Here is a 22263-nt window from a genome sequence, read left to right as displayed (position 1 = left end):
AATTTTCCCTGCCTTCCTGTTTTTCTTATTATTTGGTCTTAATACTTTTATAATACCGCCCCTTACAAAATGCTCCTGGTAATTATAGGCTGGCAAATACATTTTTTACTGATATCAGCTAAATATTTTTTTGCACAAATGCACAGCCTATCTTTAAGCACTAATTTTTAAAGACAATTTTTAAGGAGGGCTTATTATATACAGCACATTCAAGGACGCTCCCAACCCTTACTGGATTAGTTCGGTGTCGAAAACTGATTATCCCTCATTAAGTGAAGATATAACAGCGGATGTAGCCATAGTGGGCGGCGGCTTGGTCGGCATAACTTCGGCCTATTTATTAACAAAAGCCGGACTTAAGGTGGCGCTCCTGGAAGCAGACCGGATCCTACACGGTACTACCGGCCATACAACCGCTAAAATAACCTCCCAGCACTCCTTAATATACGCCCGACTAAAAAAAGAAATAGGGACGGAGAAGGCCGGACTTTATGCCCAAGCCAATGAAAGTGCTTTGCACATGATTGCCGATCTAGTTAAGGAAAAACAGATAGATTGTGATTTTGAACGCCAGTCGGCTTATGTATACACCAGTTCCCCTGAATATATCAAACAGATCGAGGAGGAAGTTCGGGTTGCCGACAGTTTAGGCTTAAATGCGGTTTATTGTGAAGATATTCCCCTGTCTATAAAAATTGAAGCCGCAATTCGTTTCGATGATCAAGCCCAATTTCACCCCTTAAAATATTTGCTGGTACTAGCTCAGGAGGTAATTAATCAGGGTGGCAGTATCTTTGAGCAAACCCCGGTCATCAATATCGAAAAAGATTCGCCTTGGGCCGTATTAACCAGAAAAGGCAACCGGATAAAAGCAAACCAGATAATTGTCGCTACTCATTATCCCTTCTTCGACGGCGGGGGACTTTATTTTTCCAGAATATATGCAGTGAAGTCTTATGCCCTGGGAATAAGAACCGCTAACCCTTTTCCCGGCGGAATGTATATATCCGCAGAGCAGCCCACCCGCTCCCTGCGTGCGCAAAAAACCAGTGATGGTGAAATAATTCTAGTAGGAGGGGAATCTCATAAAACCGGCCAGGATTTGAATACCAACACACATTATACTAATCTGGTTGATTATGCAAAGAACACCTTTGAAGTGCTTGATATTCCTTATCGCTGGTCTACCCAGGATTGCATGACCACGGACGGTATTCCCTATATTGGCAGAATCACTGCCAAAACCCCCTCTATTTATATTGCTACCGGTTTTGGAAAATGGGGTATGACCAATGGCACGGTCGCCGCTCTGCTAATAAAGGATCTGCTCTTAGGTGCTGATAATTCCTGGATCGAAGTTTTCCGGCCAAGCCGGCTTAATATTTCTTCAGTTACTCCCCTGGTAACCCAAAATATCAATGTAGCCAAACATTTTGTAGTCGGCAAATTCAAACCGGCCGCTGAAAATGCGCAGATTTCTAAAGGCGAAGCCATGGTTATTGATGTTGAAGGCGAAAAAACCGGGGCATACCGGGATGAGAACGGCCACCTGCATCTGCTGGATATAACCTGTACTCATGTAGGCTGTGAATTAGCCTGGAACGATGCGGAAAGAACTTGGGATTGCCCCTGCCACGGCTCCAGATTCAGTTATAACGGCAGTATCATCGAAGGACCTGCCCTTAATCCCCTAATGCCATGGGGTGAAGGTGAAAACAAAGTTGAGCCTCATATTATCCCCTAACACTTCAAACAGCTTCATCTCTTTGCTCCCCTGTTTCGTATTACCAGCTTCCTTAGCAAAAATTATTATTATTCTACAGATTTTAGCAGGAAAATATTTGTAATTGGCGTATTATATGTAAAAACTTGATGTTATAGTTATATTTTTCATCGTCTGGCAATAAAATGAAACGAAAGGGGGGGGAAGGGAACACACCGCCAAGCTAACCCAATGCTTAACCTGGCATGGGTTATGCTCACGTCTGGTCAGGACTTATACGTTTAATACGATGCAAATTAGTGAAAGGAAGAGTGAGAAATGTCTTACAAATTCGCATACAATACCCGAGACATAAAATTTATCTTAAAAGAATGGTTACCCACCGAAGAAATATTAGCATACGATAAATATAAGGATTATTATACCTTGGACGATTTTGATACCATCATTGATCAAGTGCGTAAAGTTGCTGCCGAAGTAATCGCTCCCACCGCTGAAGATGCCGATAATATCGGAGCCCGTTGGGAGAATGGACAGGTTTACCTGCCCCCTTCATTCCATACGGCCATCCGTTTTATGCACGAAAACGGATGGGCTACCAGTAATCTTGACGATGAGGCCGAAGGGGTTCTGCCCATCGTTCTTAACAGCCTTTTGTTCGAAATAGAGGCTGCTGCCAACCCGGCCTTATTTGCCTACATGGCTACCGGCAGCGGGGTTGCCAATGTTTTAAAACACTATGGTAGTGATGAACAAAAACAGCGCTTCCTGCCCAAGCTCTTTGAAGGTACCTGGGGAGGAACCATGTGCCTGACTGAACCCACGGCTGGATCGGACGTTGGTGAACTTCTTTCCAAGGCTTATCCCACCGATGAACCCGGCATTTATAAAATGAAAGGGCAAAAGATTTTTATCACCTGCGGTGATCGTGACGATGTCGAAAATATTATTCATCTCTATCTGGCCCGGGTGGACGGTGCCAAAAACGGTACCAAAGGGCTTTCTTTGTTTATTGTCCCCAAATTCTGGGTTGATGAAAATGGCAACCTGACCCCTAACGATGTTCAGTGTATCGGCATTGAACATAAAATGGGCTTAAAGGGTTCGGCAACCTGTGCCCTGGTCGTTGGTGAAAATAATAATTGCCGCGGCTGGCTGATCGGCAATCCTCCCGATGAAAACGGCGTAGGTGAGGGCATCATGCAGATGTTTAACATGATGAACGAAGCCCGCCTGGACACCGGACGTCTCTCCACCGCCGTAGCCGCCAATGCCTACTGGAATGCCAAGGATTACGGCAAAGAACGTATTCAGGGACGCCTTTTAACCGACCCTAAGGCCGGCAAGGTTACCATAAATAAGCATGAGGATGTAAAACGCATGTATCTGCTTAACAAGGCTACCACCGAAGCCTGTCGTGCCCTCCTGGCCAAATGTTATTTCTATGATGATGTTTCCGAAAATGATCCTGATCCGGAGCGCAGAAAATGGGCCCGCAAGAAAATGGATATGCTGACCCCCTTGTGCAAAGCTTATCCTAGTGACGAAGCTTGGGGACTGGTGGCTGAATCATTGCAATCCTACGGCGGATATGGATATTGTGAAGATTATCCGGCGGCTAACTCCGCCCGTGATTGCAAGATCTGGTCTATATGGGAAGGTACTAACTTCATTCAATCTATGGATTTGATCGGCCGCAAATGGATGGCCGGCAAAGGTGCTATTTTCGCCTCAGTCTTAGGGGAAATCGATGAATTTTTAGCACAGTATAAAGGTAAAATCGAAGGCATGGATCAAGAGATGATACATCTGGAAAAAGCCCTGGCGGCTTACCGTGAGATTCAGATGACGATCGGCGGCTATGTCGGAGCCGGCAAATTGGGGCTGATGGCCGTTTACGCCCGGCGTATCCTGACTGCTACTGCCCAGACTTATTGCGGTTTCCTCTTAATGGATCAGGCTCGCATCGCCAAAGAACGTCTGGCCGAACTGCCCGCCGATCACTATGATTACAACTTCTATCTGGGTAAAGTCCTGTCGGCCCGTTATTATCTTAACAACGCCGTACCCAACGTATGGCATATTCTGGAGCTGATCAAGATTGGCGATATGTCCGTTATTGATGCTCCCATTGAGATTTTCGATTACTAAAATCGATGATTTTTAATTGATTTATGGCTGATTAATTTTCCTTCTCCCCCCGGTCAAAGGCTGCAACCAACCGGGTCAAAAAGTTAAGATTATAGGTGGGGATACTCCAGCAAATCTGCTCTGGTAGCGGGGATTTTAGTTTCCGGCGAGGAAGCTAATCTTCCCCTACCGGAATTTTGCTTATTATCTTTTCGTTATTCAAATAAAGTAGTGCCGGCAGTGTTCAAATAACTGCGATAATCGTTTTTTCTGCCTTCTTTATGACAGCCACTGGCCCGCGTTTTTAAAATTCACACGATTTAACGGTTCGGGGGAAAGGCACTACATCCCTTATATTGCTAACCCCGGTTATATACATAATAAGCCTTTCAAATCCCAGCCCGAATCCAGCATGCTTAACTCCGCCATATTTTCTCAGTTCCAGGTACCACCACAGCTCCCTTTCATCAAGTTTAAGTTCCTTGATTCTCTGCTCCAGTTTTTCAACCCTTTCTTCCCTTTGACTGCCGCCGATTAATTCGCCGACTCCCGGAACGAGTAAATCCATGGCAGCCACCGTTTTTCCGTCATCATTTTGGCGCATATAAAAAGCTTTGAGATCCCGCGGATAATCTGTAACAAAAACCGGTTTTGAAAAAATACGTTCGCTTAAATACCGTTCATGTTCGGTCTGCAGGTCGTGACCCCATTCTACCGGATAGGCAAACGTTTCCTCGGCCGCTTTTAATATTTCGATTGCCCGGTTGTATGAAATATGGGCAAACTTTGATCCTACTACACTATCCAGTCTGGCCTGTAGATTTTTATCGACAAACTGATTAAAGAAAGCCATTTCCTCCGGAAGACTTTCCAGCACATAGTTGATCACATATTTCACCATGGCTTCGGCCAGGTTCATATTATCCTCTAGATCCGCAAAGGCAATCTCCGGTTCTATCATCCAAAATTCGGCTGCATGCCGCGCAGTATTGGAATTTTCAGCTCTGAAAGTTGGCCCAAAGGTATAAACATCCCTGAAAGCCAGAGCAAAAGCCTCTGCCTCCAGTTGTCCGCTCACCGTAAGATTCGCCCGGCGGCCAAAAAAGTCCTGGGAAAAGTCAGCCTCACCCGCCTCGTTTAAGGGCGGCTGTTTGGCATCAAGGGTGGTTACGCGAAACATTTCTCCCGCCCCTTCCGCATCGCTGGCTGTTATGACCGGGGTATGCACATATAAAAAGCCATTTTCCTGAAAGAATTTATGAATCGCGTAGGCAGCCACGGATCGCACCCTGAAAACCGCTGCAAAAAGGTTGGTACGAGACCGCAGGTGGGCTTGCTCCCGCAAAAATTCCCGGGTATGGCGCTTGGGTTGAATCGGATAGTCCTCCGGCGAATCCCCTAATAAAACTACTTTCCGAGCCTTTATTTCAAACGGCTGCGGGGCTTGGGGGGTTAAAACTAATAAACCGCGCACCGAAATCGCTGAGCCGGCCCTGTAGTGGGCTACTTCTTCAAAATTATCAAGTCCATCTTTTTCATAAACGACCTGTACGGTCGTAAAATGAGTACCGTCATTAAGAGCCATAAATCCAAAGGACTTTTGATCGCGATTGGTTCTTATCCAGCCACAAAGCTCAACTTCCTGATTTTCATACCTGGCGGTATTCCTAACCAGTTGCCTGATTACTACATTTTCCATACTAATCCTCCCTAATGATTTAAACCGTTTATTCATAAGATTTGTTTTTCTTTAATTATATTATGGCAAATTTAGCTATTATTAAAATTATTATATAAATGCGCTAAGCTTACCTCCATTTTGGTTTATGTAATTATCCTGTTTTCATTTGCCTTAAGAAGTTCTGTTATAATAGAAAAAAGTTATTGTATTGATATTATGAATTGGAGGTAACCATGGATAAAATAAGACCGATATATTTATCTGAGAAAAATGGGGATTTGTGGCTGACCGAAGACGAACGGGAAAACCTGAAGATTGATTATCGGATAAAAGATATAATCTACGCAGAACAGTCTGCCTTTCAGTATGTTATGATCCTGGATTCGTATGCATTTGGACGTATGCTGGCATTGGACGGTATAGTTCAAACCACTTCCATTGATGGGCATATCTACAATGAGATGATTTCCCACGTACCGCTTTGCATTCATCCCCATCCCCGGCAGATCTTGATAATTGGCGGCGGAGACTGTGGCGCTGCCAAGGAAATCTGCAAATATGACCACGTAGAACGCATCGATCTGGTAGAGATTGATAAACTGGTGGTTGAAGCTTGCCAAAACCACCTCCCGGAAGTATCCGGACGTTTATCTGATCCCCGGGTGCATTTCATTTTTGAGGACGGGGTTGATTTCGTAAAAAACAAAGCCCAAGAATATGATGTAATAATCGTTGATTCATCTGACCCCATCGGTCCGGCAGAAGTTTTATTTGAAAAAAGCTTTTATCAGAGCCTGTTTAAGGCCCTGAAAGATGATGGTCTCATGGTTTGCCAGAGCCAATCGCCTATCTTTCATGCTGAAATAATGCGCCAAACCCACCAGAGAATCAGTTCTATTTTTGCCAAAGCCGCACTTTATATGGCCGTTGTGCCAACCTATCCCGGCGGATTTTGGAGCTTCACCGTAGGATCAAAACAGCATATTACCCCTGACCCGGCCAGGCTGAGAGGTCAGGATTTATTATATGTGAATAAACCGCTTATTAAAAGCTGTTTTGATCTGCCCCAATTCGTGCTCAACCTGTTATAACCGGGAGCCCCAGGAACAGGCCTAGGTATGATCCCTGGGCCTGCTTTATTTGTGATATGGTTCCCCTTTTAAGATCTTAAAGCTTCTGTATAGTTGTTCGGTTAATAATAATACCGCCATCTGATGGGGAAAGGTCATTTTGGATAAGGAAATGGTCTGGTCGGCCCTTTGCTTGACTGGCGGGGCAAGGCCATGAGCACCACCTATAACCAGGTTAATGCGGGTTTTAGCCTGGAGGTTTAATTCCTGGACACGGACTGCCAGTTGTTCGGAGCTTAAGGCTTCACCTTGGGGATCTAAAACAATAAGTATTTCATTATCCCCCAAGAGGGCAAGGATTCTATCCCCCTCCTTTTGCAAGATCCTGGCGATTTCTTTTTCCGAAGAACGAGGGGATATTTTCTCCTCCAGACCATCTAGCATTTCAATAGCCGTATAAGCGGTCAACCTTTTTAAATACTCCTTAATACCTTCCTGATAGAAATTTTCCCTAATCCTGCCTACTGAAATAATTCGGTATTTCACAACCTTACCCTCCGCTTTGGCATAGTTTTCAGTGTCTAATATCATAACCCAGCTATGCCCAAAAATAAACCGCCCCTTAAAAGGGTCGGTTCCTAAGCATTTATTTCTTCCTCACGCCTGGCTCATGAATTAACGAGTTCTATCTGACAGCGCAGGTTTTCAATGCGCGAGTTTTTGTCGGCAGGTAATCTGGTAATATCCAGGGTAACTTTATCCCCGGCTCTACAGGCAAAGATTTTTTCCTGTAATTCCAGACCTGTTTTTACAGGTTTCCCATTTATTTTACTGACAATATCATTAGGCTTAATGCCCGCCTTTATAGCCGGTCCGCCTTTAAGGGGTTCAATAATAACGCCATTGGTAACAGGCAGTTTGTAGTATCTGGCCTCCTGTAGGTTGATTTCGCCTAGGATTTTTATACCCAGCAAGGGACGGATAACCCGCCCGTTTTTAATGATCTCAGCAGCGATGGTTTTAACCTGGCTGGACGGTATGGAAAAACCCATTCCTTCAAAGCCTGGCATCGCTATTTTGATCGTGTTGATGCCTATTACTTCCCCATTCAGATTAACCAGGGCACCCCCTGAATTACCCGGATTAATAGCGGCATCAGTTTGAATAAGGCGCAGGACAAAACCTTCTTCAGTCGTAATTACCCGATTTAAGCCACTTACAATTCCCGAGGTTACAGAACGTGCGAATCTTAATCCCAAAGGGTTACCTATGGCAACCACCTGCTGCCCTACCGCGAGACGGTCGGAATTGCCCAGCCGGGCCGGGGTTACTTTCTTTTCGACTGCGATTTTGATAACCGCCAGATCAGTGCGGGGATCAGAACCTACCAGGCTGGCTTCCTTGGTATTGCCATCCGCCAAGGTAACGATTAGGTGGTCGGCGTTGCGCACAACATGGTAGTTGGTTATGATGTGTCCTAGATGGTCATAGATCACCCCAGATCCGGTCGCTTCTGATTTGCTTCGGTTAAACATATCGCCCGTACTGCGCAAATTGCTGATCCCAACGATAGACGGGCTTACCTGTCGGGCTACGTCACTGACCGACCCTGCTACCGACTGCTCCTGGTTTTTTTGGATTACCAGTCTATTCGGGCTGCTCAGGCTGGTGACCAGAAGAACCAGGCCCAAGCCGAAGCAGAAAAAAATTAGAAAGAACTTTAGCCCCCTCACAGTTTTGCGATCCACATTATTCCCCCTAAACCAATCGATAAAGATATTTTTAGCCGGGGAATTTGATTTATACTTGGATAATCTGCCCAAAATAAAATCCCGGCGAAGCCGGGATGGCTGGTTATTTTATTTTGGCCCCTAGGGATTTTAATTTGGTCTCAATATCTTCATAGCCGCGGAATATATGGATAGCCTCCTCAATAGTCGTTTCACCTCGCGCCGCCAGTGCGCTTAATACCAGCGCGGCTCCGGCTCGCAGGTCGGTAGCTTTCACCCGGGCACCATAAAGTGACGGTGTCCCTTCCACAATCGCAGAGTGCCCCTCCAGTTTTATCTTGGCACCCATACGTTTTAGTTCATCTACAATCTGAAAGCGGTTTTCAAAAACGTTTTCCACGATTACACTGGTACCTTCCGCCAACGACAGCAGCGCCATCATCTGGGATTGCATATCCGTTGGAAATCCTGGATAAGGCAACGTTTTTATATCTGCCGGCAAAATTCTCTGCCCGCCCTTGACCAGCAACCCTTGTTCGGTTTCTTGTACCGTGGCCCCGGTTTCCTGCAATTTAGCGACAATAGGATGCAGATGGGTTGGGATCACATTTTCAACCAGTACTTCCCCGCCGGTAATCGCGGCGGCAATCATATACGTACCGGCCTCTATCCGATCAGGAATAATCGTATACCGACAGGCATTTAAGACCGGAACACCCTCGATTTTGATTAAATCGGTTCCGGCCCCTCTGATTTTGCCGCCCATGGAATTAAGAAAGTTAGCCAAGTCTACTATTTCAGGCTCCTTGGCGGCATTTTCGATAATGCTTAACCCCGGAGTTTTAACGGCCATCATCATGATATTCTCGGTTGCTCCCACACTGGGGAAATCCAGATAAACTCTGGAACCGTGCATTTGGAGGGCCCGTGCATAAATATAACCGTGTTCAATATCAATATCTGCTCCTAAGGCCTGAGCCCCTTTAAGATGCAGATCCATAGGTCTGGAACCGATGTCACATCCCCCGGGCAGGGAGACTATGGCTTCACCCTGCCGTCCCAAAAGAGCCCCCAGGAATAAATTTGATGCCCGCAGTTTTTTGGCTAATTCATAGGGTGTCTGCGTCTTTACCGTAGTAGCAGGCGGTATTATTGATAAGCTGTCATCTTCGTTCCAAAAGGCCTTAACGCCCATTTCATTTAATATCTGTACCATAACCTCGACATCGCAGATTCGAGGAACGTTATCGAGAATCGTTTCACCTTCCGCCATTATGCTGGCTGCAATTAGAACCAGCCCGGCATTTTTAGCACCGCTTATGTGTACATTGCCGTATAATGGTTGTCCTCCCTCAATTACCAAAATGTCCTTCAAGAAGTACACCTCACTATTGCTTTTCCATATATTGATAACATTGATATGCAAAATTTTTAAAATCAGTACCTGTAGCCATTTCACAGGCTTTTTCCATGGTGTAGCCTTTTCCCAGGTAATCCATAATCACATATATAGATTCTTCACCGTATTTTTCTGCGATATATTCAACCGCTTTCAGCGACTCCCAGTAAGCAGCCTGCTGATTTAATCGGTCAAAGTTTTTGGCTAGTTCCTCCAGTGTATACATGGAGTCCGGCTGTCCAGCTGCAGAGGTTTTAAATTCAAAACCGGTCAGCTTTTTTTCTACATACTGGGCTACTCCCTCCGTCCACCAGCGATTATAATTCCCCCGGGTCTTTTCGTCAACCATAAGATGTACAAATTCATGCACCATCGGGCCATTTTTTAGAAATTCTTCCTGGTCATATGGTTGTTTTAACCATTCCCGAGGTGACAGGATACGGATAGTTCCGCCCCAATAAACCCCCATGGCCTTATCGTCTTTATCCCATCCAAAACTCTTAGCCAGGCTCTGGCTGTCCGGGTATATAATAATAGTTGTCTTCTGGCCCGTTTGCCAGTTCATCTCCCGGCTAACCAAATCATAGGCTGTTTCGGCTGTATCAGCTACCAGGTGAACATAATCACTATCACGTTCACTAAATTTGACGGTATAGTGCTCAGTTTTAAGCTCATTAAGCTGAGCCGTACTTAATTTGGTTTCCTGTCCTACCATAAAACGAAAGAAATTTTGCCAGAGTTGCCTGGGCAAGGAGCTGTTCCTGGAAAGTCCCAGGGTTGCCAGTACTATAATCAACAGTACCAGTATTAGACTAAGATTGTTCTTGTTCCCAAACAACATGGTTAAAGCCCCTCCCCTCCACCCATGATTATACTATGGGTAAAGCTATAAGGGGCTAAGCAAATACTGGTATATCAGCTATTCTTTGAGATAGGCGGTTACAGCGATTCCGGCCTGAGCGCCATCGCCTACCGCCGTAGCTACCTGACGGCCTTGTTTGACCCTGATATCACCAGCCGCAAAAATTCCCTCCACGGAAGTATGCATCTCATCATCGGTTACCACATAGCCATCCCTGGTTTCCACCAATCCTTCCAAAAAATCGGCTGCGGCCACCAAGCCTATACTTACAAACAAACCTTCAATCTCCAAAACTTCTTCGGCCTGGGTATTAACATCCCGGAGAACAACCCTGCGCATGATCCCATCACCCTCGATTCGGGTGATAACTTTATTTAGTTTAAGTTCAATTTTATCATTTGCCAGCATTTTGTCCACAGCGGTTTGGTTGGCCCTGAATCCTTCCCGGCGATGGATAAGATAAACCTTGGAGGCAATGTCTGCCAAAAACAAGGCTTCTTTTACGGCTGAATCGCCCCCACCAACGACCGCTACCGGGCAATCGGCAAAAAACGCCGCATCACAGGTAGCACAGTAAGATACGCCGCTGCCCTTAAATTCCTGTTCACCGGGAACCTCTAATTCTCTGCGTTTGGCACCCAGGGTAATAACCACCGCCTGGGACATATAATATCCTTCGGTCGTAGTGACTTTTTTTCCTTCCGGCAGGGACTCAACCTTAATTACCTCCTCAAAACGGGTTTCTACGCCGAAGCGCTCCGCCTGTTTATAGAAGCTGTCCATCAATTCACCCCCGGAAACGCCTTCAGGAAATCCCGGGTAATTGTCAAGCTGGTCAATCCAGGCAGCATTACCGCCAATATTGCTTGCTTCCAGGATTAATGTTTTTAATTTGGCGCGCCCGGTATATAACCCGGCGGTTAAACCGGCTGGGCCGGCCCCCAGTATAATGACGTCATACATTATATTGCCTCCTTCATTAGTGCTAAAGAAAACAATAACCCTGACCCCTTAAGGCCAGGGTTATACATGTAATTAGCGCAAATAGTTAAGCGGATTTACGAACCTTCCGTTGGCTAAGACCTCAAAATGCAGATGCGGGCCCGTGCTCCTTCCGGTGGAGCCGCGGGTGCCGATAGTTTGTCCGCTGGCAACCGACTGCCCTGCGGATACATTAAGGCTGGAACAATGGGCGTAACGGGTTACTAAGCCGTTGCCATGATTGATAATGATAAAATTACCATATCCCCCTTGGCGGCCGGCAAAGACCACCGTGCCACTGTCTGCTGCCCGAACCGCTGAACCGGCGCTGCCGGCAATATCAATCCCGCTATGTCGGCCGCTAAAATACTGGCTAATCGAACCATGCGCCGGCCAGGACAGACGGCCTGACCCCAGGCTGCCGCCACGGGAAGCTACGTTGACCACCCGCGTACCTTTTACGACCACCCGATCAGTGGGTTGTTTAATAATCTTTTCGGATAATATTTCCCGATTTTCAATTACTCCATTGCGTTTGCTTAATACGTAGGCTATCTGCTTTTCACCATCGGCACCCTGGTTTTTGATATTGACACTGTTGCTGGCGCCACGATCAGTTATGACCTTGGTTTGATAGGGTATCGCCTCGGTTTTGCTGCCCTCAATTTTTGCCACCACATTAATGTATGGCTTGCATTTGATCAGTACGATCTCCTGATCGAGATCGAGAATATCGTCTTCTTGTAGTTGGTTGGCTTTTAATATATCAGCAACATACATATCGTGCTGACGGGCTATGCTCCACAGGCTGTCGCCTTCCTTGATGGTATATTTTTCAGGGCAGGCGGTTCCGGTAGTAATCAGGTTCCAGGCCCCCTTAGATGACAATACGCGGGCTATAGCAACCTGGGTCGGTTCAATCTGCACTTTCTCAACAAATTTTGCCGTGATAAGTTTCTCGCCTTCCTCAACCTGACTATTTTCATCTTTGATCTTGTCGAGCAATTTCTTGGCCGTAGCTTCATTATTTACATAAGCGATGGGTTTTCCGTTTACAACGATCGCCGCTGCCGCCATTTTAAATTGGAGGTTCTTCTTAAGTTCTGCTTCAACCTGGGTAGCGGCCATTAGGGAATCACGCTTAACAAACGTTCTCTTAAGGTTTACTTTGCTGCTGAGTTCTACATTTTTACGACCGCCTACCTGCTTTTTGGTTATTTCGTCTAAAGCCTTATCTACAGTACGCGCATCCTTAACGATAAACTTCTTTTGACCGTTGATAAAAACCGCATAGGCTGGGGTTTTCACACCCAAACACCAAATTCCCAATAAAAAAACAAACAATGATACCCCTGCTATTACTAGCATTTTCCTGTGAGTTATAAAATTTAACATTAATAATCTCCAATTTCCAAAATATGATTTCTGTTTGTTTATAGTTCTACATCAAGCAAGAAGTTCCTGCTAAATATATGGAATTTTATAAAAATGACGCCTCTGTTTTTTGCATGGCTTCCAAATAAATGGCTCCTTCAATGCGTTTGCGATGCATCATACAGCTTACTTTACTAGGTATGGATATGTCGTTATTGCTGTGGTAGGCATTGGCATGACAGCCTCCGCCACAGAAATAGCGCGCCCAGCAATTTCGACATTCTTTTTTATTTCCCAGGTGATTACCGGAAAAGTTTAACCTTATCTCCTCGTCTAAAAGTCCCGTAAAAACATTGCCCATTAAAAACCCGGCTTCGCCCACAAACTGATGACAAGGGTAAATATCCCCGGAAGGCGTTACCACCAGATATTCGACACCTGCCCCACAGCCTGAAATGCGCTTGGCCAGGCAGGGCCCCTTTTGCAGATCCAGATTATAATGAAAGAAATCCACCGGCTTTCCTGACAACTGGTAGTTATACAGCAGCCCGGTTAAATTTTCATATTCCTGCAGGACTGCAGGCAAATCCTCTTCCTGAATACTGAAACCATTGTCAGGGCCCACCGCCGGTTCGAGTGAAATCGACTTAAACCCCAGTTCCACCAGATGCTGCAAATCCCTGGTAAAGTCCAGGTTTTTCCTGCTAAAAGTACCCCGCACGTAATAACTTACCGGTTGTTTGTCCACCATATTCTTAATTTTGGGCACAATGATATCATAGCTTCCGGAGCCATCCCTTAACACCCGATGACGGTCATTCGTTTCCGGCCTGCCATCCAGGCTGAGGATAACCCCCAGCTTTTCATCCAATATAAACTGGATTATCTCATCATTTAGCAAGAGGGCATTGGTAGTCAGGGTGAAATTAATCTTTTTGTTATACTGCTTTTCCAACTTACGGCCGTATTGAACCAGGTCTTTTAGCATCGGGGCTGCCAGTAGCGGTTCGCCACCGAAGAAGTCTACCTCCAGGTTTTTTACAGCCCCGCTTTTCTCCATCAAAAAATCCAGTGCCTGGCAGGCTGTTTCCAGCGACATCAGGCAGGCGTCCATGCCAAAATCACCCTGGCTCGCAAAGCAATAGCTGCATTTCATATTGCAGGCATGAGCGACATTCAGGCAAAGGGCTTTGACTTGCATGGCAGACAGGTCTACCGTCCAAAACTCTGCAGGGGTAAAAAGTGCCCCGGCCTGGATAGCGGCTGATACCTCTGCGATTATTTCATCCAATTCCAGTGCCGGTATTTCCTGGGCCAGGCATTCCCTGGCCACGTCGAAATCTCCCTTAACCTGCATTAATTTACTAATAAATTTACAGCTGGCATCATCCAATACGTGAATAGCTCCGCTATTAACATCTAAAAGCAGGTTATGCTCCTGCCATTTAAACAGATGGATATGGGCTTGAAAATCATAGTTGGCAAGTGATAACAAAATGCTCTCCTCACTCTTGACCCGACAGACTAATCTGTCTGATATTACCCGAAGGCACAAAAAAGGGGCTTGCGCCCCGCTCTTATCTATAATTAATTACTGATTTTTACAGTTCTGATTTCCAACCGTACAAGAAGTTTTACAGGCCGACTGGCAAGAGGTGGCACATTCCCGGCAGTTTATAGATTCTTTATCTCTTTTAAGACTAGGCTTAACAACCATCGTCATATGTTTTGACAAACTCCTTACCCCCTTCCTGAATTAAGTTTACACCTTCGAAACAATGGTAATTAGATAGCCACAGATTGAAGGTTTATACATTCCAAACCCCCGTAGCGAATTACCTCCGCTACTAAGGTTGCTGCGTTATCCGCGTCTGTTACTATACCTGGATTATGGAGCGGGAAAAGGGGTTCGAACCCTCGACACCCGGCTTGGGAAGCCGGTGCTCTGCCACTGAGCTACTCCCGCTCATTTTAAAACTGGCGAAGCCGATGGGATTTGAACCCACGATCTCCGGCGTGACAGGCCGGCATGTTAACCGCTACACCACGGCTCCGCATTACTCGCAGAAATATGGTATCACAGAACGCTTAATTGCGCAAGGGATAATTCCCTGTAAAAGGAATTGCGGGAATAGGTTTCGCCAGCATTGTTTTTATCTTATAATTGACACAGTATGTGTCGCCCGTTTTCGTCAAAATGCGTCAATTTGAGTCAACTATTTTGTAAATATCTGTTATTATTATTACAATAACGTATTTATTTTGTCCTTAAGAAAAACCTTGCCTGTCATTGAAATGAGTGGCTTGACCGGGCTAAAAATCAGCCTTCATACCTGACTTTTTATAAATTAAACTGTTACTGGCATAATAATTGCGTAATTATGAAATAATACCCGAAAGCGCATTATGTGGAAAGGAGGATTATGGTTTTGGTAGATTTGCAGCGCCGTACATACCAGACAGTAATGCAGCAAAGCTGCCAAAAAAGCTGACGCCTATAACCTGCAGTTTTAAAGTATCTATACGCTACTGCCAACAACCTGGATACGGGCTGCAAACATTTTGGAAGCCATTGGCTGATCATAAAATGAAGACTTACTTCTACCACCCCAAGGCTACCACCCCTGGTCACCAATGGCTTAGTGTTTTTTCGATATGACCCCAAGATGCAACTTGTTGGGTCCAAAATCCCGAAAATAACGGCTCGGGAAGATTTTAAAATTAAATAATTACACCTTTATCCATATTAAGGAGGTTAAACGATGAGCGGAAAAAGACTTGAATTTCCAACCATAACATTAGAAGAAGCACCTTTCTTACAAGGAAGGAAGCTGGAATTTAACAGTATCGCTGAAATGTTCTACACCAGGGTTCAAGAAAAACCGGATGCAAATCACGTCCTATTCTACGATCAGGTAATAACTTACGCTCAGACTAATCAGCGGGCTAATCGGGTAGCCAACTATCTGAAGGAAAAAGGCGTTACCAAGGGTGATGTGGTATCGGTAATGGTTTTGAATTCACCCGAAATCTATTATACTATGTTTGGTGCTCAAAAACTGGGGGCTGTTGCCGGGGCAATAAACTATATGCTGAAAGGACCGGAAATTGCCTACGTCCTGGATGATTCCAAACCCAAAGTTGCTTTCGTTGGCAGTGAATATATGCAGGATTTTGCGGCTGGTTATGCCCAGGCTACACATAAACCCATCGTGGTTGAAGTCGTTACCGGAGTAGAACACACCGCCAATATTGCTGAAACTGTACTAAGCGATATACTGGCCAAATATCCTGATGATGAAGCCTTGGTTCCTCAATCACCAGATGATCCCTTCCTTTTACTATACTCCTCCGGCACAACCGGCAAACCTAAAGGTATTCTATCATCCAACCGGGCACAGCTTCTTATCAGTCAATCCATGGCAAAGATTCAGCTCTTCCAAGGCAATGACGTAATGATGATTATAATGCCGATGTTTCACACCAATCCCATTTGTGTTTGGAGCTATCCGGTAGTCTACTGCGGACAAACCTTATGTATCAGGAAAGCCTTTTCCCCGGTCGATTTCTGGCCCACAGTTTTAGATTATGGGGTTACCGTCTTAATGGGAGTCCCGGCTATGTACTCCTATGTTTACACCGCTATCGATCCTGAAACGATTGATCGTTCCAAACTCAAATTAAGATATGCCATGTGCGGCGCTGCCCCACTCCCGGTTGAGCTTATCAGAGGCTTTAAAGAGAAATTTAACGTAGATATCGTAGAAGGTTATGGCTTAACCGAAGTAATCGGGCTATCTTCCGTTAACCCCCCGGCCGGAATAAAAAAACCGGGTTCCATCGGTCTGCCTATGCCTGGACAGCCGGTAGAAATTATGGATGATGACAATAAAATAATGGCCGCCGGAGAAGTCGGCGAAATATGCACCTCAGGCGGATACAATATGATAGGCTACTTGAATCAACCGCAAGCCACTAAAGAAACCATCAGGAACGGATGGCTGCATACTGGTGATGTAGGCTATATGGACGAGGATGGCTACATTTATATCGTTGACCGCAAGAAAGATATGATTAACCGCGGTGGCGAGAACATCTACCCCCGGGAGATTGAAATAGTCATTGAAGGGCATCCCAAAGTAGCCGAAGTAGCTGTAATAGGCATCCCCGATCAGGCCTTGGGCGAAAGGGTAAAAGCCTTTGTCGTACCCAAACCGGACGTAGATCTTACTGGCGATGAAATCAAGGACTTCCTTAAAGATAAAACAGCCAAGTACAAAATTCCCGAATTCGTGGATATAACCAACGATATTCCGCGTAATGCCACCGGTAAAATACTAAAACAGGAACTGAGAAAAATGCATTCCTAGGCGGCATTTTATGCGGGGTTTTAAAAAATGCCAGCGTTAACTGGTAAACATTCATTGCCATATCTTGAGTTTATCAACATAGTAATCAAACCATGCTGATAAAAATACAAAGGAGGTATTCTTCTATGAAATTGGGAATAATGGGAGCAGGTTCACTGGGAACAGTTATTGGGGCCATGCTTACTAAAAATGGGTATGACATTGATTTAATTGACGTAAACGTTCCGCACGTTAAAGCCCTAAACGAGAAGGGTGCCCAGATAACTGGCTTAATGGAACTTAACCAGCCGGTAAAAGCGATTACTCCCGATGAAATGACGGGCGGATATGACTATCTGCTCTACCTGACCAAGACCACCCACAACAAATCAGCCTTAAAATATGTCAAGGAAAACCTTAAAGCTGACGGTACCGTGGTATGCATGCAAAATGGCATCCCCGAAGATGCCGTAGCCGAAGTGGTCGGCAAAGAGCGGGTATTGGGGTGTATCGTAGGCTGGGGAGCAACCCTGGTGGAACCTGGGGTATCCAAGCTAACTTCAGAACCGGATAAAATGTCCTATGACCTGGGTGAGCTGGACGGCCAGGATAGCCCCCGCCTCCACGAGGTATATGAAATCCTTAAAAATGCCGGCCAGCCGGAAATGACCAATAATTTAATCGGCATCCGCTGGACGAAACTAACCATAAATTCTGCATTTAGCACCATGTCTGCTGTAGTTGCCGGGCCTTACGGAGACGTATTAGACAGTAACAAGGCCTTAGCCTGTGCAGCCCAGATCTGGAAAGAATCTCTGGCTGTTGCCAGGGCTGCCAATGTAACCCCCGAGCCGATTCAGGGTTTTGATATTAGATTACTGGATCATAATACCCAGAAGGAATTTGAACAAAAAATACCCATCTTCCAAAAACTGATGGGGCCCCACCGCAATATCAGAACCGGAATGCTCTACGATATTGAAGGCGGCCGGGAACCGGAAATAGATACGTACAACGGCATAATCTACAATTGGGGCCAAAAGTACAACGTAGCCACCCCGGTGAACAAACAGGTAGTCGATATCGTTCAGGGAATGTGGGAAGGCAAATATAAAATCTCCCCCTTAAACGTTGACCTGGTCAAGCTCACCGAATTACCTCTGGAATAACCGTTAACGATAAAAAAGTTGGGTGCGTTACACCCAACTTTTTTTATGCAATCATTTCAATCATTTATGGTGGGCGCGGAGGGTTTCGAACCCACGACTTCTACCGTGTGAAGGTAGCACTCTCCCGCTGAGTTACGCGCCCCTTTGAATGGATTGATTTTATTTTAGCACCCGTTTAAATATTATTCAAATATTTAAAGGGAGCAAGCATCTGTTAAAATATAAAAGGCCAACCAAAAACGTCTTTTTGTTGGCCTAAAATCCTTGGGAGTGAGTAAAATTTTGCTAATATCCATTTTGAAAAAAGCTTCTTTGTTTGTAACTTTTCGCATGACAAATCTTATTTTTTCAGCCTTCTTAACCCCGGGCGTCTAAAAAAGATGGTCGGTTACGATGGTTTGGCTTCTTTTGGGGCCGACGGCCAGCAGGGCTTGTTTAACGCCGGTGAGTTCTTCAATCTTGGCGATATAGTCCTGGGCTTGGGGCGGCAGATCTTGATAGTTTTCTATGTTGCTGATGTCTTGCTGCCAGCCGGCCATTTCTATATACTCGGGGACACAATCATTTAATATGGCCAGATTGTCTGGGAATTCCTGGAGCAGTTTTCCTTTGTAGCGATAGGCCACGCATATTTTCACCCGGTCAAAACTGTCCAATACATCCAGCTTGGTGATAGCCAGGTCGGTCAGGCCGTTAACCCGCACTGCGTAACGAAGAATGACAGCATCCAACCAGCCGCACCTTCTGGCTCTCCCGGTGGTAGTTCCGAATTCCGCACCTTTTTGCCGCAGTTGTTCGCCGTCCGTATCCAGCAGCTCAGTGGGGAAGGGACCTTCTCCTACCCTGGTCGTATAGGCCTTAACTACCCCTAATACCCGACTGATGCTGGTTGGCCCTACACCGGCTCCCAGGCAGGCACCACCGGCGGTAGGATTGGAAGAGGTAACATACGGATAAGTACCGTGATCTATATCCAGCAAAGTCCCCTGCGCGCCCTCAAACAGTACCTTTTGACCTGCTTTGATCGTATCGTTGACGAGTTTGGAGGTGTCGGTCACGTATTTTTCCAGGCTGTAAGCCTGCTCCATTACCTGGGTGATGATTTCTTCCGCGTTAAAACCGGGTTCGCCGTAGACCTTCTCCAAGATCTGATTCTTATGTTCTACCTCCGCTTTAAAGCGAGCCGGGAAGGTCGAATCATATAATATGTCGCAGAGACGAAAACCCACCCGGCTTATTTTGTCGGTATAGGCTGGTCCGATTCCCCGCTGGGTAGTCCCGATTTTTTTATATTGATCCTCTATCGCGTCAATCTTTTTATGATAGGGCAAAACTAACGGGGCCCGGCTGCTGATTTTTAAATTGCTGGTATCAATGCCGCGTCCTTGCAGGCCTTTAAGCTCCGAAATGACCTTTTCCATGTCGACAGCTACCCCATTGCCGATTACACAAGTTGTTTTTGGATATAATATTCCAGACGGAATTAGGTGCAGCATGAATTTTTCCTGCGCCACCTCGACCGTATGTCCCGCATTGCTTCCTCCCTGATACCTGACTACACAGTCAGCCTTTTCAGCCAGGAAATCAGTGATTTTCCCTTTCCCTTCGTCGCCCCACTGGGACCCTACTAATACTACTGCTGACATAGGCCCACCCCCTGGTTTATTTCGTTTAGATATATTCCCATACAAGGAAATGTTGGCTGGTTTTTAAACCTCACCAACGAACTAATAGTAGCAAAAGGGGCTTAGTGTGTCAACTAACCCCCTTTGTTAGCAGGCTATTTAACTATTATTTTACCTAATTGGCCTTCTCTTTAGCCAAATCAAATATATGCTCATAGGCTTCGCTTATATCACCGATCGGAACAACCTCAATGCCTTTAATGCCGGTAGGTATATCGGCAATATTATCGCGTGGTATTAATACCTTGCTGATACCGGCCTGCCGTGCTCCGATTATTTTTTGGTATATCCCGCCTACAGGTTTTACCCGGCCTTGAATCGAAATCTCTCCGCTGACCGCCACATCCTGACGAACGGGTTTTTCTTGTACGGCGCTGCTTATCGCCAAATATATGGCAGCCCCGGCAGAAGGGCCATCTACCTGCCCTCCGCCGATGACATTTATATGTACATCATAATTATTAAGCTTATACCCATGCAGTTTCCGAAATACTGAAGCGGCATTGGCTACCGAATCTTTCGTCATGGTACCGGCGGTATTATTAAACTGGATGCTTCCCTGTTGCCCCTCGGCAGGAAAAGCAATCGCCTCCAACTCGATTAACGATCCTTGATAACCGTTAACACCCAGACCGTATATCTTGCCGGTTTCTGCCTGGCGGGAGACTCGGCAGATCATCTGGGGTGTCAGACGGCTGTTTTGAATAGCACCGTGGATATGCTCTTTTTGCAAAACGATTGTACCGTCTTGAGCTGAATTTTCATTAAAGGCCATGCCAAAAGCATCGGTTAAAATCATGTTGGCGGTTCTGCCATCATTGCTGTAGTTACAGATAATATCCTGCAGATCATCGGCTATCTTAACCCCCAGTTTGCGGGCTGAGTTGGCCACTATCTGTTTAATATGCTGCGGGTTAAGCGGTTCAAAAAATATCTCCATACAGCGTGATCTGAAAGCGGGGGTTATTTCTTCCCGGGGACGGGTCGTTGCGCCTATCAAAATAAAATCTGCCGGCACCCCTTCATTGAAAATCTTTTTTATGTACTGGGGAATGCTTTCATCGTGTGGGTCATAATAAGACGATTCAAAAAATACCCGTTTATCTTCCATCACTTTTAGTAATTTGTTTTGCAGATACGGATCCATTTCCCCAATCTCATCAATAAATAATATACCGCCGTGGGCATCGGATACCAGACCCAGTTTCGGTTCAGGTATACCTTCTTCGGCCAATTCCCGCCGGGCTCCCTGATAAATAGGGTCATGAACCGACCCTAAGAGCGGATTGGTAGATTCCCGCGGATCCCAGCGCAGCGTAGTGCCATCGACTTCAATAAAGGGGGCGTTTTCCTTGAAAACGCTGTATTGGCTGCCTCTGACCATATCCATGGCCAGCCGTGCACATGTAGTCTTGCCTACTCCCGGAGGCCCATACAACAGAATATGCTGCGGATAAGGTGTGTTAAGTTTGGCCAGGAGTGCCTTGACCGCCTGTTCCTGACCGATCAGTTCCTCCAGGCAAGCAGGTCTTAGCAAATTAAATGCTGATCTGTTCAGACCGTTAAATTCCATTTTCTCTAAAAGCCCCAGTTTTTTTAAGGTTTGGGCATTTTCACAGCTTTTAGTCTGCTCTTTTATTACCTTGCGGCTGATCTCCTGGACATATTGATTATAATCCTGTTCCATCTTTTCCTGTACCCGCGCTTCCATCTTTTTTTCAACGGCCTGCCGGGCGTATTGCTCAGCCACTAAGTTTTCCAGTTCGGTTGTTATTTCCTCCAGACTCCGATTGCCAGGCAACTCGTTTATGGTGGGCGTCTCGGACAATATTTTATGTAAAGCCAGCAACTGATCTTTTAGACGGGGAGAGTTTAAAATATCTACTGCGTCAAGTTTGCTGGCCCGAATGATAAATTCCTGGGTTCCAAATAATCGTTGGGTTTGCTTTTTTAATATATCTACGCGTATTTTCAAGTCCAAAGGCTGGGGCTGATTTCTTTGTCTCATATCCGTTTTCAACCTAAGCTGCTTCACTATATAATCCTCCCGGATTTTTACTTGTTGCTTGCAATCAAATAGTATACCTTTTTTAGGCCTCGATGATCGGAA

At 45.7% G+C, this 22263-nt stretch carries 16 protein-coding genes and 3 tRNA genes; 5 read left to right on the top strand and 14 right to left on the bottom strand.

Annotated features, from left to right (window positions below; all coding sequences use genetic code 11):
- Positions 1-244 precede the first annotated feature (244 nt).
- On the top strand, positions 245-1744 hold the full coding sequence (locus AAV90_RS00825) for an FAD-dependent oxidoreductase (RefSeq protein ID WP_242847453.1): 1500 nt from the start codon (positions 245-247) through the stop codon (positions 1742-1744).
- A gap of 297 nt (positions 1745-2041) precedes the next feature.
- A complete protein-coding gene (locus AAV90_RS00820; protein WP_046494784.1) occupies positions 2042-3874 on the top strand; it encodes an acyl-CoA dehydrogenase family protein in 1833 nt (610 codons plus the stop codon).
- 283 nt (positions 3875-4157) lie between these two features.
- Here AAV90_RS00820 and asnS read toward each other — a convergent pair whose 3' ends face one another.
- Complete coding sequence (gene asnS / locus AAV90_RS00815; protein WP_046494782.1) at positions 4158-5552, bottom strand: asparagine--tRNA ligase; 1395 nt, start codon at positions 5550-5552, stop codon at positions 4158-4160.
- Positions 5553-5767: 215 nt separating this feature from the next.
- On the opposite strand from asnS, the gene speE reads away from it, so the two are divergent.
- Positions 5768-6625, top strand: a complete 858-nt coding sequence (gene speE, locus AAV90_RS00810) for a polyamine aminopropyltransferase (protein WP_046494781.1) — start codon at positions 5768-5770, stop codon at positions 6623-6625.
- A gap of 45 nt (positions 6626-6670) precedes the next feature.
- Here speE and rlmH read toward each other — a convergent pair whose 3' ends face one another.
- From rlmH to AAV90_RS00765, 10 genes are all read right to left on the bottom strand, one after another.
- Entirely contained in the window at positions 6671-7195 is a 525-nt protein-coding gene (gene rlmH, locus AAV90_RS00805) for a 23S rRNA (pseudouridine(1915)-N(3))-methyltransferase RlmH (RefSeq protein ID WP_052729509.1), read from the bottom strand.
- A 77-nt stretch (positions 7196-7272) separates the two neighbouring features.
- Complete coding sequence (locus AAV90_RS00800; protein ID WP_052729508.1) at positions 7273-8352, bottom strand: S1C family serine protease; 1080 nt, start codon at positions 8350-8352, stop codon at positions 7273-7275.
- Between the two features lie 106 nt (positions 8353-8458).
- Positions 8459-9709, bottom strand: a complete 1251-nt coding sequence (gene murA, locus AAV90_RS00795) for a UDP-N-acetylglucosamine 1-carboxyvinyltransferase (RefSeq protein ID WP_046494779.1) — start codon at positions 9707-9709, stop codon at positions 8459-8461.
- 13 nt (positions 9710-9722) lie between these two features.
- Complete coding sequence (locus tag AAV90_RS00790) at positions 9723-10574, bottom strand: peptidase MA family metallohydrolase (protein ID WP_046494777.1); 852 nt, start codon at positions 10572-10574, stop codon at positions 9723-9725.
- A gap of 78 nt (positions 10575-10652) precedes the next feature.
- Positions 10653-11558, bottom strand: coding sequence for a thioredoxin-disulfide reductase (trxB, locus tag AAV90_RS00785; RefSeq protein WP_046494775.1), 906 nt, complete (start codon positions 11556-11558; stop codon positions 10653-10655).
- A gap of 72 nt (positions 11559-11630) precedes the next feature.
- Positions 11631-12920: a peptidoglycan DD-metalloendopeptidase family protein gene (locus tag AAV90_RS00780; RefSeq protein ID WP_198142788.1), complete on the bottom strand. Its 1290-nt coding sequence runs from the start codon at positions 12918-12920 to the stop codon at positions 11631-11633.
- Between the two features lie 136 nt (positions 12921-13056).
- On the bottom strand, positions 13057-14445 hold the full coding sequence (scfB, locus tag AAV90_RS00775; protein ID WP_052729506.1) for a thioether cross-link-forming SCIFF peptide maturase: 1389 nt from the start codon (positions 14443-14445) through the stop codon (positions 13057-13059).
- A gap of 96 nt (positions 14446-14541) precedes the next feature.
- Positions 14542-14685, bottom strand: coding sequence for a six-cysteine ranthipeptide SCIFF (scfA, locus tag AAV90_RS14310; protein ID WP_242847452.1), 144 nt, complete (start codon positions 14683-14685; stop codon positions 14542-14544).
- Between the two features lie 156 nt (positions 14686-14841).
- Positions 14842-14916: transfer RNA gene (locus AAV90_RS00770), tRNA-Gly, on the bottom strand.
- A gap of 12 nt (positions 14917-14928) precedes the next feature.
- Positions 14929-15004: transfer RNA gene (locus AAV90_RS00765), tRNA-Asp, on the bottom strand.
- Between the two features lie 708 nt (positions 15005-15712).
- Between AAV90_RS00765 and AAV90_RS00760 the strand changes: the two genes are divergently transcribed.
- Positions 15713-17320 carry a long-chain-fatty-acid--CoA ligase gene (locus AAV90_RS00760; protein WP_046494773.1) on the top strand — a complete coding sequence of 536 codons (1608 nt, stop codon included), beginning with the start codon at positions 15713-15715 and terminating at the stop codon, positions 17318-17320.
- Positions 17321-17445: 125 nt separating this feature from the next.
- Positions 17446-18468 carry a ketopantoate reductase family protein gene (locus AAV90_RS00755; protein WP_046494771.1) on the top strand — a complete coding sequence of 341 codons (1023 nt, stop codon included), beginning with the start codon at positions 17446-17448 and terminating at the stop codon, positions 18466-18468.
- A 67-nt stretch (positions 18469-18535) separates the two neighbouring features.
- On the opposite strand, the gene AAV90_RS00750 is transcribed toward AAV90_RS00755, so the two are convergent.
- The 3 genes from AAV90_RS00750 to lonC form a co-directional block, all read right to left on the bottom strand.
- A tRNA-Val gene (locus AAV90_RS00750) sits at positions 18536-18610 on the bottom strand.
- Positions 18611-18839: 229 nt separating this feature from the next.
- A complete protein-coding gene (locus tag AAV90_RS00745) occupies positions 18840-20114 on the bottom strand; it encodes an adenylosuccinate synthase (RefSeq protein WP_046494769.1) in 1275 nt (424 codons plus the stop codon).
- A gap of 154 nt (positions 20115-20268) precedes the next feature.
- On the bottom strand, positions 20269-22188 hold the full coding sequence (lonC, locus tag AAV90_RS00740) for a Lon family ATP-dependent protease (RefSeq protein WP_052729505.1): 1920 nt from the start codon (positions 22186-22188) through the stop codon (positions 20269-20271).
- Positions 22189-22263 lie beyond the last annotated feature (75 nt).

This window comes from Syntrophomonas zehnderi OL-4, assembly GCF_000983115.1.
GTDB lineage: Bacteria > Bacillota > Syntrophomonadia > Syntrophomonadales > Syntrophomonadaceae > Syntrophomonas_B > Syntrophomonas_B zehnderi.
The sequence above is the reverse complement of the archived record's forward strand: the minus strand, read 5'-3'. Positions and strand labels throughout refer to the sequence as shown.